This is a genomic window from Roseivirga ehrenbergii (assembly GCF_001593005.1).
Lineage (GTDB): Bacteria > Bacteroidota > Bacteroidia > Cytophagales > Cyclobacteriaceae > Roseivirga > Roseivirga ehrenbergii.
The window spans coordinates 1-14,899 of record NZ_LQZQ01000004.1; the positions used below are offsets into that span (position 1 = coordinate 1).

The following is a 14,899-nucleotide window of genomic DNA, read 5'->3' on the forward strand; positions in this document are numbered from 1 at the left end:
TCGGTTATCGGTTATCGGTTAAAGCGAATTCTTTTCAGAGAATTGAGTTCCCTGACTCCCAGTTTTCTGATCAACTCTTTTCTCCTTTCTTCCCTCTTCGGGCTTCCCACTCTTTTCATTCATTCCTTAAAATATCTACTGGGTTAATCAATGATGCTTTTACCGACTGATACCCCACTGTGATGAGCACAATCAACAATGAAGCGCCAATGCCTATCGCGAAAATGGCTGAGCTTATTTCAATATGGTTGACGAAATCGTTCATCCATAAATTCATCAAATAATAGGCTGTTGGTATCGCTATTAAAGAGGCAAGCACAATCAGCCCTAAATAGCTTCGTAAAAAGCTTAGGATTAAGGCAAAAACCGAGGCACCTAAAACCTTTCTGATTCCAATTTCTTTGTATCTCTGAATGATGGTAAAAGCGCTTAGGCTGAAAAGGCCCAAACCTGCAATAAGCATGGCTACCCAAGTGAACACCTGAATTACAGTTCCGAATTTCTTCTCCTTCTCATAGTTGGCTTCAATTTCATCTGCCATCACGGAATAGACAAAAGGACTGCTAGGCGATAACTCATCCCATGCTTCAGAAAGCAATGGAATGGTTTCCGCTTTAACTCCTTCACTGAGTTTAATATTAATCGAAGAAAGTCTTTTGTCTGCTTGCATGATTACCGCAGGAGTTGATTCTTGCTTCAGGTTAAACGCAAGGTTTTCTGTGATTCCAATAATGGTATAATCTGTTATTCTATAATTTGGAGAGAGCAGTTTAATCTTTTGACCAAGCGGCTCTTTAAAACCCAACAAGCCCACCATGGCTTGGTTAATAATGACCGAACCGTTTTCATCCTCTACACTTCCGTTTATAAAATCACGACCCCTAATAAGCTGTATATCAAGTACGCCCAGCGCATTCTCAGCCACTTCTTGATAAGGAACAGCATCCGTTTTTTGCTCATTTTCAAGTGTCCACTGCAAAGGCATTTTAACCGTTCCATTCAATGGAAAAGGAGAAGCAGTTACAGCCTCAACGCCTGGTATTTTCTCAAAAGCAGCTTTCATTACATCATAAGTGCTTCCTCGCGCTTTATAAGTCGTAATAATTGAAGAAGGATCCATTCCTATATCTCCTTCCACAAAAAAATCAACCTGTTTCTTTATCACTTGTGTTCCGAAAAGTAAAACCAGTGTAATAGTCAGCTGAAAAGCCACCAAGTACTTTCTGAACAATCCTTTACCTCCAATGGCTTCCCCTTTCATTAATCGCAGGGTTTTAAAGCGGCTAGTGAAGATTGCGGGATATACACCTGCCAATAATGTGATTCCGGGAATTAATAAGATCAAAAAGATGAGTGTAAAACCATCAGAGAAATAGTTGAGCTTCAAGCTTTTTCCAGATAGGGAATTCAGCGTAGGCAAAAAATATTCAGCCAAAGCAGCTGCTATAAAAACTGCAACAGCCACCAAAATGGCCGTTTCAATCAAAAACTGAAAACGAATTTGAGTTTTAGTCGCCCCAATCACTTTACGAATTCCTACCTGTTTTAAAGAGGAAAGTGATTTGGCTGTTGAAGAGTTGATGTAATTTATAACAGCGAGCAAAATCAGGAATAAGCCAACCGCAGAGAAAATAAAAATGAACTCTTTATTCCCTTTTACGCCAGAAGCCGTTTGAGAAAATTCGCTCTCAAGGTGTAGATCGCCATAATTTTCAACTTTAAATTTTAAGTTGAATTTGTTATCGAAGCCGTTCTGAGCAGTCAAGTCCATCAACTTGCTTTCTAATCCTGCTTCATCCACTGGCTCTTTCAATAAAGCATATAATTCTCCTTGTCCACCATACCGATAACCTCCGTTACTCACCTTACGAATAGGTACAATGATATTGAATTGGAATCGAGAGTTCTGAGGGATATCATTTAAAACCCCCGTTACAATGCCAATTCTGTTATTGTCGGCCATCTCGAATTTTCGGCCAATCACATCTTCTTCTCCAAAATATTTAAGTGCCATATAACGTGAAAGAACCACGCTGTTTTCACCTTCCAGAGCATTTGATTCATTCGCGTACTTTAAAGAGAAACCGAAAATTTTGAAAAAATTCGGATCAGCTCCATAAGTTTCCTTTTCAAAAACCTTAGCTCCTTCATAGTCCATTAAAGTTTCACCCAATACTTGTATCCTTGTCATGGCCTCTACTTCCGGCATAGTTAAGTTTACAATCTCAATTAACTCGGTAGGAAAAGGTTGGGGATTCCCGTCCTTGTTGATCATCATCGCACGATAAATTCTATCCTGGTTTTTATGGAAACGATCAAAGGTCAGTTCATCACGAACAAATACTGTAATCAAGATAAATGCAGCTATACCCACCGACAAACCAATAACATTCACCACAGTGAAAACTGGGTGTTTTCTAAGCGACCTTAGTGTAGTAATGAAGTAACTTTTTAGCATAGCGTTATCAGTTATCAGTTATCAGTTATCAGTTATCAGTTATCAGTTATCAGTTATCAGTTATCAGTTATCAGTTAAAGCGAATTCTTTTCAGAAAATTGAGTTCCCAACTATCATAGTTTTTTCTGCTTTCCGTATCCTTTTTTCCTGCTTTCTTCCCGATACTTCGGGACTGATCAACTATTTCCCCTACTCACTTCTCAACGAATCCACAGGGTTAGCTTGCGCTGCTCTCAATGATCGGAAACCCGTTGTAAGGCCTGCCACCAAAAGCGTAAACCCAACTGCAATCACAAACACCCATACATTCATGTTAATGCGGTATTCAAAATCAGAAAGCCAATAATCCATAATGTAATAGGCCACAGGCGCAGCGATTAAAAAGGCAATCACTATCAGCACCAAAAGTTCTCTAGAGAAGATGTTCAGAATTTGCCCCACTGAAGCACCCAAAACCTTTCTTATTCCAATTTCCTTAGTTTTCTGACCTGCCAAAAAGGCTACCAAACCATACAGCCCTAAACAACCGATTAGAATAGCAATGCCTGAGAAAATTTGGAAGAGGTTCATCATATTGGCCTCCTCCTCATAGTTCTCCATTATACTTTCAGAAAATAGAGAGTAATCAAAAAGCACATTAGGATATTGCTTCGTCCATGCAGCTTCAAGGGCTGAAATCACATTTCCCATTTGTTTATCGGTTCCTTCAAAGCGAATAGCACCTTCGTAAAAATAGCCCTGATAAGTGACTAAAATAGTAGGTTCTATTTTCTCTTTTAGTGATTGTGTATGGAAGTCATTTATTACCCCAATAACTGCTTTATCTCCTGCAAAACCACTTTGTATCTGTTTCCCAATGGCATCTTCAGGGTTTTCAATTCCCATTAATTCCATAACCGATTTAGAAATAATCGCAACATCCAGCGTATCAGTGGCATTAAAGTTTCTACCAGCTAGAATCTCGATGCCGTACAAATCCAAGTAATTTTCGTCCGCAACTTTATAGGCAGCATCGTAAGAACCTTCCATTTCGAGCGGGGCATAACCGAAACTCGAACCTATATTACTATCGGATAATGGAGACGAAAAATTGAAACTTACCTTTTCTATTCCTGCAAATGCTGAAAGCTCATTTCTCAGCGGATTGAGTTTCTCGCTTGCATTTGTTGGTAGTGGAAAAGTAACTATAGATGTTTTTCTAAAGCCCAAGTCTTTCTTCTCAAAGAATTCCATCTGGGCTATTACCACAAGCGTACACACCACCAATAATTGTGAAATGACGAACTGAAAAACCACCAAGCCCCTGCGGGTATTCACATTACCAGAAAGTGCCGATTGGCCTTTGTTTTTCAATGCCAGTACAGGTGCTAGCCTAGCTAGAATTAAGGAAGGATACAGCCCAGCTACTAAAGTAACCCCAACTGTGATTCCCAGTAAAATCATAATCAACTGGGGGTCTTGAAACAAATTGAGTGATAAGTTGTAACCTACAAACTGCTCCATATTTTTCATTATCAGCTCTGCCACCCCTAGTGAAATCAGTACTGAAATAATGGTAATGAAAAAAGTTTCACCCAAAAACTGCTGTATCAACTGTTCTTTTCTTCCACCCAAAACCTTGCGTATGCCAACTTCCTTGGATCGCTTGATAGCCAAAGCAGTGGACAAATTCACAAAATTGATACAGGCTGTTAAGATTAAGAAAATTCCGATGGCTATTGGTATAGTTAGAAAATCAGACGAAACTCCTGCATCGTTATAAGTATTATACTGCGGCTGAAAATGAATATCGGCCATTGCCTGAAGGCCATACACCGTATTTTCGGTATCTTCTAGTATGTATTTTTTTACAATTTCTGTCAGAGCCGCTTCTATTTGGCTATCCTCCACCCCTTTCGCCTTCAGAAAAAAGACATTTGCATTTGACGAAGTTGAGTTCCATGAATCTGGCTGATAGAAATCGAAAATCGACTTTACCGCTTCATATTCTATTATAAAGCTAAAAGGCACTGAACTATTCACTGGCGGGTCTTTTACCACAGCCGTTATAAAAACGTCAACCTTATCATTGAGCCTAACCTCTTTACCCATTACTCTATCGTAACCACCATCAGTAATGCCGAAGAGTTTTTCAACCAAAGAAACTGAAATAACAGCGGAATTTGGCTTCTCCAAAGCCGTTTCAGGATTACCCAATTCAAACTCATAATCAAAAAGTTTGAAGTAATCTTTGTCGGCAAAAGCAATTCCATCCCTTTGCGCAAAGTGCTGTAAATCACCAATGGAATTGGTAATGCTCAATTGACTTTCCCCTATTCCAAAAGTCCGAACAGGCAAACCATAATCAGGATAGTCGGTTTTAAAGGCAAGTGTAAACGGATTCTGAATTCCTGCATCAAACTCTACCTGATTTGGGCTTTCAGTGCGTTTGGTAAACCTATAGAGGTTATCAAAATTGCTTTGGTACTGATCGAAACTCTTTTCGAACAATACTATTTTGAAAAGAACAATGGCTGCGCTAATTCCAAGTGCTAGCCCAAACACATTAATAATGGTGTAAGTCTTGTTTCTGGTAAGATTTCTAAAAGCTGTTGTGATGTAGTTTTTGAGCATAATTCGACCTATTATATTGAGCAGACCTACCAATAGCAGTGCCAAACATATATTCAATTGATTTACTGAACGTTACACAGAACATAAAAAATAAATAAACAATATATCGTTTGTTTTCAATACATTTAACTGTTTGGTTTTGATACAGTATCTCCATGAGTAAGACAGAAGCAAAAATTTTAGTGGTTGACGATGATATTGATGTGCTTAACACTGCACGGATGTATTTAAAACAGCAGTTCACCTTGGTTCAAATTGAAAATGACCCTGAGCAAATTCCTGATCACCTAGAGCGTGAAGCCTTCGATGTAGTGTTGCTTGACATGAATTTTAAGAAGGGCGATAATGAAGGAGAAGAAGGTTTGAAGTGGCTCAACCGAATTCTAACCATCGACCCAAATGCGATAGTGATTCTGATTACCGCCTATGGGGAGTTTGACTTGGCCGTAAAAGCTGTAAAGTCTGGTGCTACCGACTTTCTGCCAAAACCATGGAAAAACGAAAAGCTCTTCGGCACCATTCAATCTGCACTACAATTAAGGCAAAGCAAGCTAGAAGTAGATCGACTCAAGAGTACTCAAAAAACACTTTCAAGTGAAATAGATCAAAAATTCGAGAATTTCATTGGAGAATCCCTCCCCATTAAAAAGGTGTTCTCATTGATTGAAAAAGTTGGGCCTACTGATGCCAATGTTTTGATTTTGGGTGAAAATGGAACGGGGAAGGAATTAGCCGCTCGTGCCTTACACCGTCAGTCAGAGCGAAAAGACAAGGTTTTCATCAATGTAGATTTGGGCTCTATCAGCGAAAACCTTTTTGAAAGCGAGCTCTTTGGTCATGTTCGAGGTGCTTTTACTGATGCCAAAGAAGATAAGCCCGGCAGGTTTGAACTGGCCTCTGGCGGCACACTTTTTTTGGATGAAATTGGCAACCTCTCTCTTCCTTTACAAGCCAAACTTCTCACTGTTTTGCAGCAGAGAAAAGTAAGTCGGGTAGGTTCAGGCAAAGAAATTCCTGTAGATATTCGTTTAGTGTGCGCCACCAATATGCCTTTATACGAAATGGTAAAAGAGGGCACTTTCCGCCAAGATTTGCTTTACAGAATTAACACCGTAGAATTGAGAATGCCTGCTTTGGCCGAAAGAACTGAGGATATTACTTTACTCGTACGACATTTTATTCAACTCTATGGCAAGAAATACCAAAAGCCAAAAATGCGAATTGACCATAACACCATTGCCAAACTAAAGAAATATCATTGGCCTGGAAATATTCGCGAACTGCAACATGCGATAGAGCGCGCCATCATTTTAGCCGATGATCATAAACTTACCGCTGACGATTTTGTACTTCAACCCAACCGCAGTAACAAACGTTTGGAGGAGGATATTTTGGACCTTTCAGAAATGGAAAAACGCCTCATTTTAAAAGCGCTAGATAAGAACAACGGAAACGTAACCCGTGCCGCCAAAGACCTGGGCATTGATCGGTTGGCTTTATATAGAAGACTTCAGAAGTATGGACTGTAGTTTCGTTAAGAGCTATTAGGCAGAAGTTATCAGTTATCAGTTATCAGTTATCAGTTATCAGAAAATAGAAATCAGGAATTGAAATATCAAATAAACAATAACCTCTTAACTCTTAACCAATACACTATTAACTAAAAAATATGGTTTCAAAGCGATTCAGCCTTCTTGTAATAATTCGGATAACGTTACTCATGCTAACGCTAACGGGCTTGGCTTTTATTTTCGCTAAAACTGAATTGTTCTTCAACCAAATTATTCTCCTTTCTATCGTAATTATTCAGGTGGCTGAGTTGATACGCTTTATCACCTTCACCAATAGAGAACTGGCAAAACTTCTCTTGGCCATTCGCTATTCTGATTTTTCAATTTCATTCAAAGGAAAAAAACACGGCAAATCCTTTCAGGAATTACAGGATGCTTTTGTGGAAATCATTGAGGCTTTTAAAAAGGTTTCAGTTGAAAAGGAAGCCCAGTTCAGGTTTCTAAAAGTGATTGTAGACAATGTGAACGTGGGAATCATTGCCATAAAGGAGGAGCATCAAATAGAACTGATGAACAAAACGGCCCAAACTCTTTTAGGGGTTGGTGTACCGAATTACTGGAAGCAACTGCAGCAGCTTTCCCCTCAATTTTCTCGTGAGTTCTCCGAAATGGACGACAACGAAAGAAAGTTAATTGAACTGAACGTTAAAGGTGATAAACTTCAAATTTCCGCCCATGTTACCCGACTGAAAATTTTAAACTTCAGGTACTCGATCATTACTTTTCAGAACATTAAGTCGGAGATTGAACAGAAAGAAATTGAGGCTTGGCATAAGCTTATCCGAATTCTTACGCACGAAATCATGAATTCCGTCACCCCGATTACTTCACTTACTGAAACCATGCAGATGATGCTTCACAAAGGCGAAAATCTTGAAAAATCCATTGATGAAATTTCTGAAGAGGACTTAACCGATATTCGCTTTTCCCTAGAAACCATTCAAAGACGAAGTGAGGGCCTTCTCCATTTTGTGGACGATTACCGCAAACTCACCCGCGTGAAAAACTTGGACAAAGAGCACACAGATGCCATTCAATTATTAGAAAACATGGCGCAACTCATGAAGCCAGAGCTTCAGAAAGAGCATATCACATTGGAGCTTCATCTTAAAAGTGCCTTCGAGCTTTCCATCGATAGAAAGCTAATCGAACAGGTATTGATCAACCTGATTACGAATGCTAAGCATGCATTAAAGGAGACTGAAAACCCTCGGATCACTTTAAGGACTTACTTCCGAGAGTCTGAAAAAGTGATTGAAGTAACCGACAATGGAATGGGAATTGACGAAAGCAAGATTGATCAAATTTTCATTCCTTTCTTCTCTACCAAAGAACAGGGCTCTGGAATTGGGTTGAGCCTTTCTAAGCAAATCATGAAAAAGCATAAAGGGGACCTCACCGTCAAATCAGAATCAGGCCAAGGCGCCAGTTTCTTTTTGGTGTTTAAGTATTGAGTTTAACAGTTTCATAGTTTATAGAATTACCTGACCAAGCATCTTTTTATCTAACAAACTTCAAAGATATATCATGCTGTAAGCATCTTTTTCAGCAACACAAGAGAACAAGTTGCGAACAACAGACAACTGCGTTACGGGAAAAGATCCCTACGGGATGACTGAGTAGCTAATAGCTTTACTGCATTCGCGAAATCATTAGTGCAAACTTCAAAGCTAAGTCATGCTGCAAGAGCATCCTTTTATCTAACAAACTTCAAAGCTAAGTCATGTTGTAAGCATCTTTTTCAGAATAGAAAGAAACTCATTCCCCACTCCAAATCATTCTGGAACACTTTGTGTAATTTAGAAGGGTATCTACTATGGAAAAACCATCAAAAACTTGGCTTAGAATATTTAAGATTACGGGAATCACTGTATTGACAGTGGTTTTCCTGCTGTCAATCTTCGTTTCATTCTTCTTAAAAGGCATCATAAACAACCGCTTAAAAAAGGAAATCAATGATACCTTTGGGGATTTTTATACCCTATCGTTTGAAAACAGCTACACCTCCTTATCATGGAATGGCTTCAATATAGAGTTTGAAAAAGTAGAATTTGAAACAGACACAGCGAACAAATTCATGATGATGAGATACCCAGCTGTTTTCTTCAAAACCAACTCATTTAAGATAGACAACATCAACATAAGTAACCTATTCTTCGACTCTGTGATTGACCTAAAAAAAGTAGCTATCGACAAACCTGAGCTCCTTTTCTTTATACCAGAAAAAGAGAGTTTGACAGAAAACAATAGTGAAAATTCTGAAGAGAGCGCAATTAAAAATATTCAAGTAGCAAACTTCGAGCTCAGCGATGGAAGCGCCTCCTTCGTTTTCAATAGAAATTTAGCCGACACACTCTATGCTGGAAAGAATGTTAACGTAAAAATGGAGGACTTAAAAATTGATCTTAACTCTACTGAAAACATCGTTAAAACATCAAAAGTTGAACAGGTAGCTTTTTCGTTAGATGAAATTTTATTGAGCCCAAAAGACTCTGATTACGACTACAGGATTGAAGGTATCAATTTTAACTACCGTGACGAATTACTTCAGTGTTTCGGTGTCGAAATAACTGCAAAAAGGGATCCTTATAAAATGACCTTAGAGAGTCAGTTTCGAAAAACCATTTTCAATATATCCTTAGACACCCTCAATTATCAGTCGGGAAATTTCAAGGAATTGAAAGATCTTTCTTCCATCAAGGGTAGTGCCTTGCATTTGGTTAACCTGAACTTGGATCTTGTGAGAAACAAGAGTATTCCATTGGATGAAACGCAGTACAAGGAATTATTTCATAAGTCATTATTAAATCTTTCCATTCCTGTTGAAATAGACAGTGTGTATTTAAAGAACGGCAGTATTGATTATAAAATACATAGTGATAAGGAGCTGGAACCAGGGAATTTAATGCTCACCCAATTGAATGCCACCATCGTGAACTTATACACAGAAAAGAATAAAAGAGATGTAGTCACAGCTAGTTTTAAAGGTGTATTCATGGAGGATGCCCCATTTACCTTTCAGGCGAAGCTACCTTTAAACGACCCTAATAACCACACTTACAATGGACATATAGGAGCAATGAAACTCACTAGCCTTAATCCCCTAATTGCCAACCTTACAAGAGTAAAGTTAGCAGAGGGCCGAATCAATAGACTTGATTTTGAAGGGAGAGGCAACCAATTAAAAAACTGGGGAACCATGCGATCAGATTTCGAGGGGTTAAAATTAAAAGTTACAGACAGTCAAAATAATGAACGCTGGTTACAGTCTGGCTTAGGTAATCTTATTGCAAGAAAAAATAATAGAGGAAGCAATGATAATTTAACAGACTCAGTTGAATACGTGTTTGAACGACCACCGTACAAAGACCACCTTACTCTGTACGCAGGTGGTTTAATAGAAGGTTTCGCCTTAAGTATTCTTCCTAAGTCGGTTTATAATCTAATAATGTCACAATAATCGTTTCGATAATTCCACTTCTTTATCACACAATTCGATTAAAGGTTTTATTTTGCCATTGTAGACAAAACATAAATCAAGTCAATGAGCATATTCACCGTTATTACCATTCTCACAGTTCTTTCGGCTGCTTTTGCCTTTATCAATACAAAGTTTCTAAAACTGCCCTTCACTATTGGCTTAATGATTATTGCCATTTGTTTTACATTGGTGATTACCATTGCTGGCAATTTCAACCCATTCATTTTAGAAGAAGCCAATTTAATTATTGACTCCATAGATTTTGAAACCGCTTTGCTGGATATTATGCTAAGCTTTTTGCTTTTCGCGGGAGCACTACATACCAAAATTGATGGTCTAAAGAAGCAAAGAATGCCAATTGCATTATTTGCCACCATGGGTGTGTTGATTTCAACTTTCATTGTCGGTACGCTCATGTATTACATTGTGCAGGCTTTAGGGCATCAAATCGACTACATCTACTGCCTACTTTTTGGTGCACTTATCTCCCCTACCGACCCTATTGCAGTTTTAGGAATTCTGAAAGACGCCAATGCGCCAAAGAAATTAGAGACTAAAATTGTTGGCGAATCACTGTTTAATGATGGAGTTGGTGTGGTCATCTTTTTGGTAATATTTAAAATTGCACAGCAGGGAGTAGGTGCTATTGAAGCCAGTGAAGTAGGCTTGCTTTTCTTTGAAGAAGTAGTAGGCGGAATTGCCCTCGGCTTGTTAGCTGGTTGGTTGGTTTTTCAACTAATGAGAGTGATTGACCATTACGAAACCGAAGTAATGATTACCCTGGCCCTTGTGATGGGACTTTCTTCATTGGCACATTTAATCCACGTTTCAGGACCTTTAGCAGTCGTAGTGGCTGGTATTTTTATTGGAAATAAGTCGCCTAAAATTGCTTGGTCAGAAACTACTCAAAACTATGTAGATAAGTTTTGGGAACTGCTCGATGTTTTGCTCAACGCAATCCTATTTGTACTAATTGGCCTAGAGTTATTGATCATTACCATCAATGGCGAATACATTACCTTCGGCTTAATCGCTATTCCTGTTACATTACTTGCTAGGTATTTGGCCTTGGCGGGTCCGGTGGCACTATTTAAAAAGAAACTAGATTTCATTCCAAAAACCAATCTGATTATGACTTGGGGTGGAATTCGTGGCGGGATTTCAATTGCTTTGGCACTTTCATTGGAACCTAACATGGAACGCGAGCTTTTTCTTACGGTTACCTATATCATTGTGGTCTTCTCTATTATTGGTCAAGGTTTAACCTTAGGGCCATTGGTAAGAAGGGTACTGAAGAAAGGGTGAACTTGCCCACCTGAGTTACCTTAGCGCATGGAATAATAATGGTTAGTTTCTACTCATAATACACCACCACTTTAGTCTGCTCTGGTAAAGCTCTATAAATGGCTGTCAATGCTTTGTCGTTGGCTTCTAAAATTATCGAAGGTTGATATTCATAGGGTTGAAATTTAACCATAGCCGTAAAAAAGGACTTCGCTCTTTCCATTCTTCTATCCGACCAAAAACTACGGTTGGCCTTTTTATCTACTGAAGTCAGGTTCTCATTTTGTGTAATAAGAAAATGAATTCCGTTATCGGTAATTAACCTGATGAAAACAGGTTGGTGCACCAAAGTGTCGGGCGAAGTAACAGAGGCCGTTAGTTCTTCTGGAGTTTTAGGCGCTACTTTTTCTATAATAGGCTCTTTTACAATACTAGCTTCAGACACGGCTACAGACAGCGGTTTCGAAAACGTTTGTATATACATACTCTGAGGTAATTTTCTGAGCATTGGGTCTAGCTTCATTCGGGTCATTTTCACATTGTAAATTAATACACCATTGATAAACAAGCCCAGAGTGCTATCAGGCACATTAACGATTAAATGAATAGAATCCTTTTTAGGAAGACTTAACAAGGCATTTCTAAAAGTAATCAAGCGTTGAATTGAGTCCAGTTTGGCGTCATCATAAACCGCTATTGTTTCTTGAGTTTGTTTCCACTCTGCCAGTTTGTGTACTGGAGCCATGGCGTATTTTACCAGCCCAAAAATTATGACGATTAGTATCATCGCTAAAGCGAAGTATAACAAAATTGGCTTCCTCCCTTTGTTCAGGCCTTTTTCTTGTTCTTCCATTGAATTAGAAAATAAAAACCTTTGACCCTATGGGCAGCGACTTGTACACCAACTCTAGGTTGGCGTCATCTAAACGAATACAGCCATGCGTTACCGGCAATCCCAAAAATCGCTGATACAATGTGCCATGAATCAAATATCCATCGCCAATGCTCAGTGAATAATCTCCCAAAACCCCATATTCAAAACGGGACGAATGATTTGGAGAGGGAACAGGTAAACCCTCTTCAACAAAAGCCCAATCGGGTTTTTTCCATACTGGATCCTTGGTCTTATTTAGTATTTTAAATTCACCTTTTGGCGTTTTAAACATCCATTGCTTTTTATTATCGTTGCCTTTTAAGAGAATGTAACTTCCTGTTGAGCAGATATCGCTCTTGATCAAGTTCGTTCCCTTGTACAAGTAGAATTCATTGACCGTACTGTTCACTACTAAATAGTTGTTTCTAGGGATATTGGCCGATAGTTTTTTATCCAAAACCGCCAATTGGTTTTGCATATCGGTCAGCAAAGTGGCTTCGGTTTCCTTATCTACTTTTGTCACATTTTCTTGGGTGGAAATACTCACCATGATGGTCTGTATTTTGGCCAGTACAAAAAACAGAAGCACAGCTGTACTCCCTAGTATTATCCATTTTCTTAGGTTCCTTTTCTTTTCCATTATTTTGTCGGAAGCGGTTTGAGCGATCCCACTATAATTACTTGTGTATTTTCAGAGGCTAAAGCAAAAAGCTTGTCCATATCGTTATTATTCAGTGCAACACAGCCATCGGTCCAGTCCAATCCTTTTCCACCATCGCCATGAATTTCGATTAAGTTGCCAATGGAAGCATTTTTGGGAATAATGCCCTTGGCTTTGTTCTCTTTAAAGCGCTTCTGGTCATCAGCGTTCGGGTAGTTTAGCAGTAAGGCTTTGTAATATTTGGTCTGCCCATTCCCTTTTTTCTTCACCACTTTATATACGCCTTCAGGTGTAGTTTTATCTCCAGAAAGCATCTTATCGCCCATCCAGTTGGCGCCAAGCTCCATATTGAAAGTATGTGTCAGCTTGCCCTTTGCGTATACATAGCAAAGCCTCTCCATCTTGTCGATAATGAATACGGTTTCATTACTCTTTTTTGACCTTTCAATTCCAGCGGCCGCCCACTGTTTCCATAGCGGATAATCTTTAAAAAAATCTGCCATAGTAGTTTCAGCATGACTAATAAGTTGTGTCAAATTTTCTTCTAGTGTGCTGAGGTTTTCTTTAAGATATACGGCATTTTCCTTTTCGTACGCAGCAGATACTTCATGATAAAGCAAGCGAGTTTGCGCAAGCTGTTTCACCGAAACTTCGTTCAGTGGAATATTTTTATACTTTAGATCGAAGCGTTCAAACTGATCATCGATTAAATCGAGTCGTTTGCTATAATTCGACCATACTTTTTTGCTCACATTTTGAGCGGTACTTTTGGCTAAAATTGCCGTTTCCGATGCTTTAGAAGCAAGTTGTTTTGTGGATGAAAAATCCTTCATAAAGAAAATACGATCATTTTCATTGGCCCAAGCCACCATGGCAGAATCGTAAAGAGACATTGCCTTTTTATATAAATCTGGGGCATATTCAGACGCCTGATTTTTCTCCGCTTCCGATAATCTTTCTCTTGCCTCAGTCAATTCAGACAAAGGAGGCTGAGGAAAAACAAAAGAAGGAAATAGTAATACTATGAGAGTTATTACGGTAAGCAGCGCAATGGCCAGCCATTTAAATTTCATATCTATTCAGAAAATGAAAATCCCCTTCAGGCTTTGGTACCGTCAGGGGATTTTGCCTTTATCGTTCTACTAAAATTATTTTCTTCTTGGAGCAGCCTTGTATTTGCTGATCACCTCAGTTAATTCAGTATTGATTGAGCTCGCTTTTTCTTTAGCAACTTTAACTTTTTCTAATGACGGTTTCAACTCACCATTCTGAAACATTGTGTTTGACTCAGTAATAGAAGCTTCAACAACGTCTAATTCAGTTTTAATAGCCTCTAAAGCAGTTGTTCCTTCTTTGCCTTTAGGCGCTTCAGTAATCAACTGTCTACCTTGAGCAACCAAAGTCTGAACCTCTTCCATTGAAGCTAAAATTTCTGTTTTCACAGCTTCTTTAGTGGCTTCAGTGTTAGCAGAAACTTCGTTCGCCATAGCAGTTACTTGAGTCAGTTTCTCAACTGTTTTAGTATACTTTTTGAAAAACTTAGATTTTTGCTCTTCCAAGCTCGCCATAGCTACGGCCATAGAGTCATTCAAAGCATTGTATTGTTCGGTAACATATACCTCTGCTCCAGCAGCTTTAGCAGTTTCGATAGCAGCAGTAGCAGCATCAATTTCAGTTTGAGGCACATCTGCACAAGAAGTCACAGCCACCATACCAATGATTAACGCACCGATTAATTTGTTTGTAATTTTCATAATTGTTTATTCTCTCTTTTTAATTGTTGATTGTTGCCCGAAGGCATACATGGTTTTAGTTTTGATCATGAGACGCAACATTTTCAAAAAGTAACATGGCCATTGAAAAAATATTTTCAGTGAAACCATAAAGAGTGAGATTGGCTCAAATCTTTAAAAAACGCGCAATAAAAACAGAGCTGACTCAAAGTAATATCAACTCT

General features: G+C 38.8%; 10 protein-coding genes. 4 read left to right on the top strand and 6 right to left on the bottom strand.

From position 1 onward, the window contains the following. Positions 1 to 115 precede the first annotated feature (115 nt). Both MB14_RS05015 and MB14_RS05020 read right to left on the bottom strand, forming a co-directional pair. The gene (locus MB14_RS05015; RefSeq protein ID WP_084375965.1) at positions 116 to 2,458 is read right to left on the bottom strand and encodes an ABC transporter permease; all 2,343 of its coding nucleotides are present in this window, start codon (positions 2,456 to 2,458) and stop codon (positions 116 to 118) included. Positions 2,459 to 2,647: 189 nt separating this feature from the next. Then, on the bottom strand, positions 2,648 to 5,116 hold the full coding sequence (locus MB14_RS05020; RefSeq protein WP_221405462.1) for an FtsX-like permease family protein: 2,469 nt from the start codon (positions 5,114 to 5,116) through the stop codon (positions 2,648 to 2,650). A gap of 110 nt (positions 5,117 to 5,226) precedes the next feature. On the opposite strand from MB14_RS05020, the gene MB14_RS05025 reads away from it, so the two are divergent. The 4 genes from MB14_RS05025 to MB14_RS05040 all read left to right on the top strand — a co-directional run bounded on the left by MB14_RS05025 (position 5,227) and on the right by MB14_RS05040 (position 11,428). Beyond that, entirely contained in the window at positions 5,227 to 6,600 is a 1,374-nt protein-coding gene (locus MB14_RS05025; RefSeq protein WP_062590154.1) for a sigma-54-dependent transcriptional regulator, read from the top strand. A 191-nt stretch (positions 6,601 to 6,791) separates the two neighbouring features. Next, positions 6,792 to 8,096 (top strand): sensor histidine kinase, encoded by a 1,305-nt coding sequence (locus MB14_RS05030; protein WP_246032615.1) that lies wholly within the window; start codon positions 6,792 to 6,794, stop codon positions 8,094 to 8,096. A 362-nt stretch (positions 8,097 to 8,458) separates the two neighbouring features. Continuing rightward, positions 8,459 to 10,102: a DUF748 domain-containing protein gene (locus MB14_RS05035; RefSeq protein ID WP_062590160.1), complete on the top strand. Its 1,644-nt coding sequence runs from the start codon at positions 8,459 to 8,461 to the stop codon at positions 10,100 to 10,102. Positions 10,103 to 10,186: 84 nt separating this feature from the next. Next, on the top strand, positions 10,187 to 11,428 hold the full coding sequence (locus MB14_RS05040) for a cation:proton antiporter (RefSeq protein ID WP_062590163.1): 1,242 nt from the start codon (positions 10,187 to 10,189) through the stop codon (positions 11,426 to 11,428). Between the two features lie 49 nt (positions 11,429 to 11,477). On the opposite strand, the gene MB14_RS05045 is transcribed toward MB14_RS05040, so the two are convergent. The 4 genes from MB14_RS05045 to MB14_RS05060 all read right to left on the bottom strand — a co-directional run bounded on the left by MB14_RS05045 (position 11,478) and on the right by MB14_RS05060 (position 14,696). Beyond that, positions 11,478 to 12,260, bottom strand: coding sequence for a hypothetical protein (locus MB14_RS05045; RefSeq protein WP_062590165.1), 783 nt, complete (start codon positions 12,258 to 12,260; stop codon positions 11,478 to 11,480). Positions 12,261 to 12,264: 4 nt separating this feature from the next. Next, positions 12,265 to 12,921: a L,D-transpeptidase gene (locus tag MB14_RS05050; RefSeq protein ID WP_062590167.1), complete on the bottom strand. Its 657-nt coding sequence runs from the start codon at positions 12,919 to 12,921 to the stop codon at positions 12,265 to 12,267. Next, on the bottom strand, positions 12,921 to 14,015 hold the full coding sequence (locus MB14_RS05055; RefSeq protein WP_062590169.1) for a L,D-transpeptidase family protein: 1,095 nt from the start codon (positions 14,013 to 14,015) through the stop codon (positions 12,921 to 12,923). The genes MB14_RS05050 and MB14_RS05055 overlap by 1 nt, the downstream gene beginning before the upstream one ends. A gap of 75 nt (positions 14,016 to 14,090) precedes the next feature. Then, positions 14,091 to 14,696, bottom strand: coding sequence for a hypothetical protein (locus MB14_RS05060; RefSeq protein WP_062590171.1), 606 nt, complete (start codon positions 14,694 to 14,696; stop codon positions 14,091 to 14,093). Between the last annotated feature and the right edge of the window lie 203 nt (positions 14,697 to 14,899).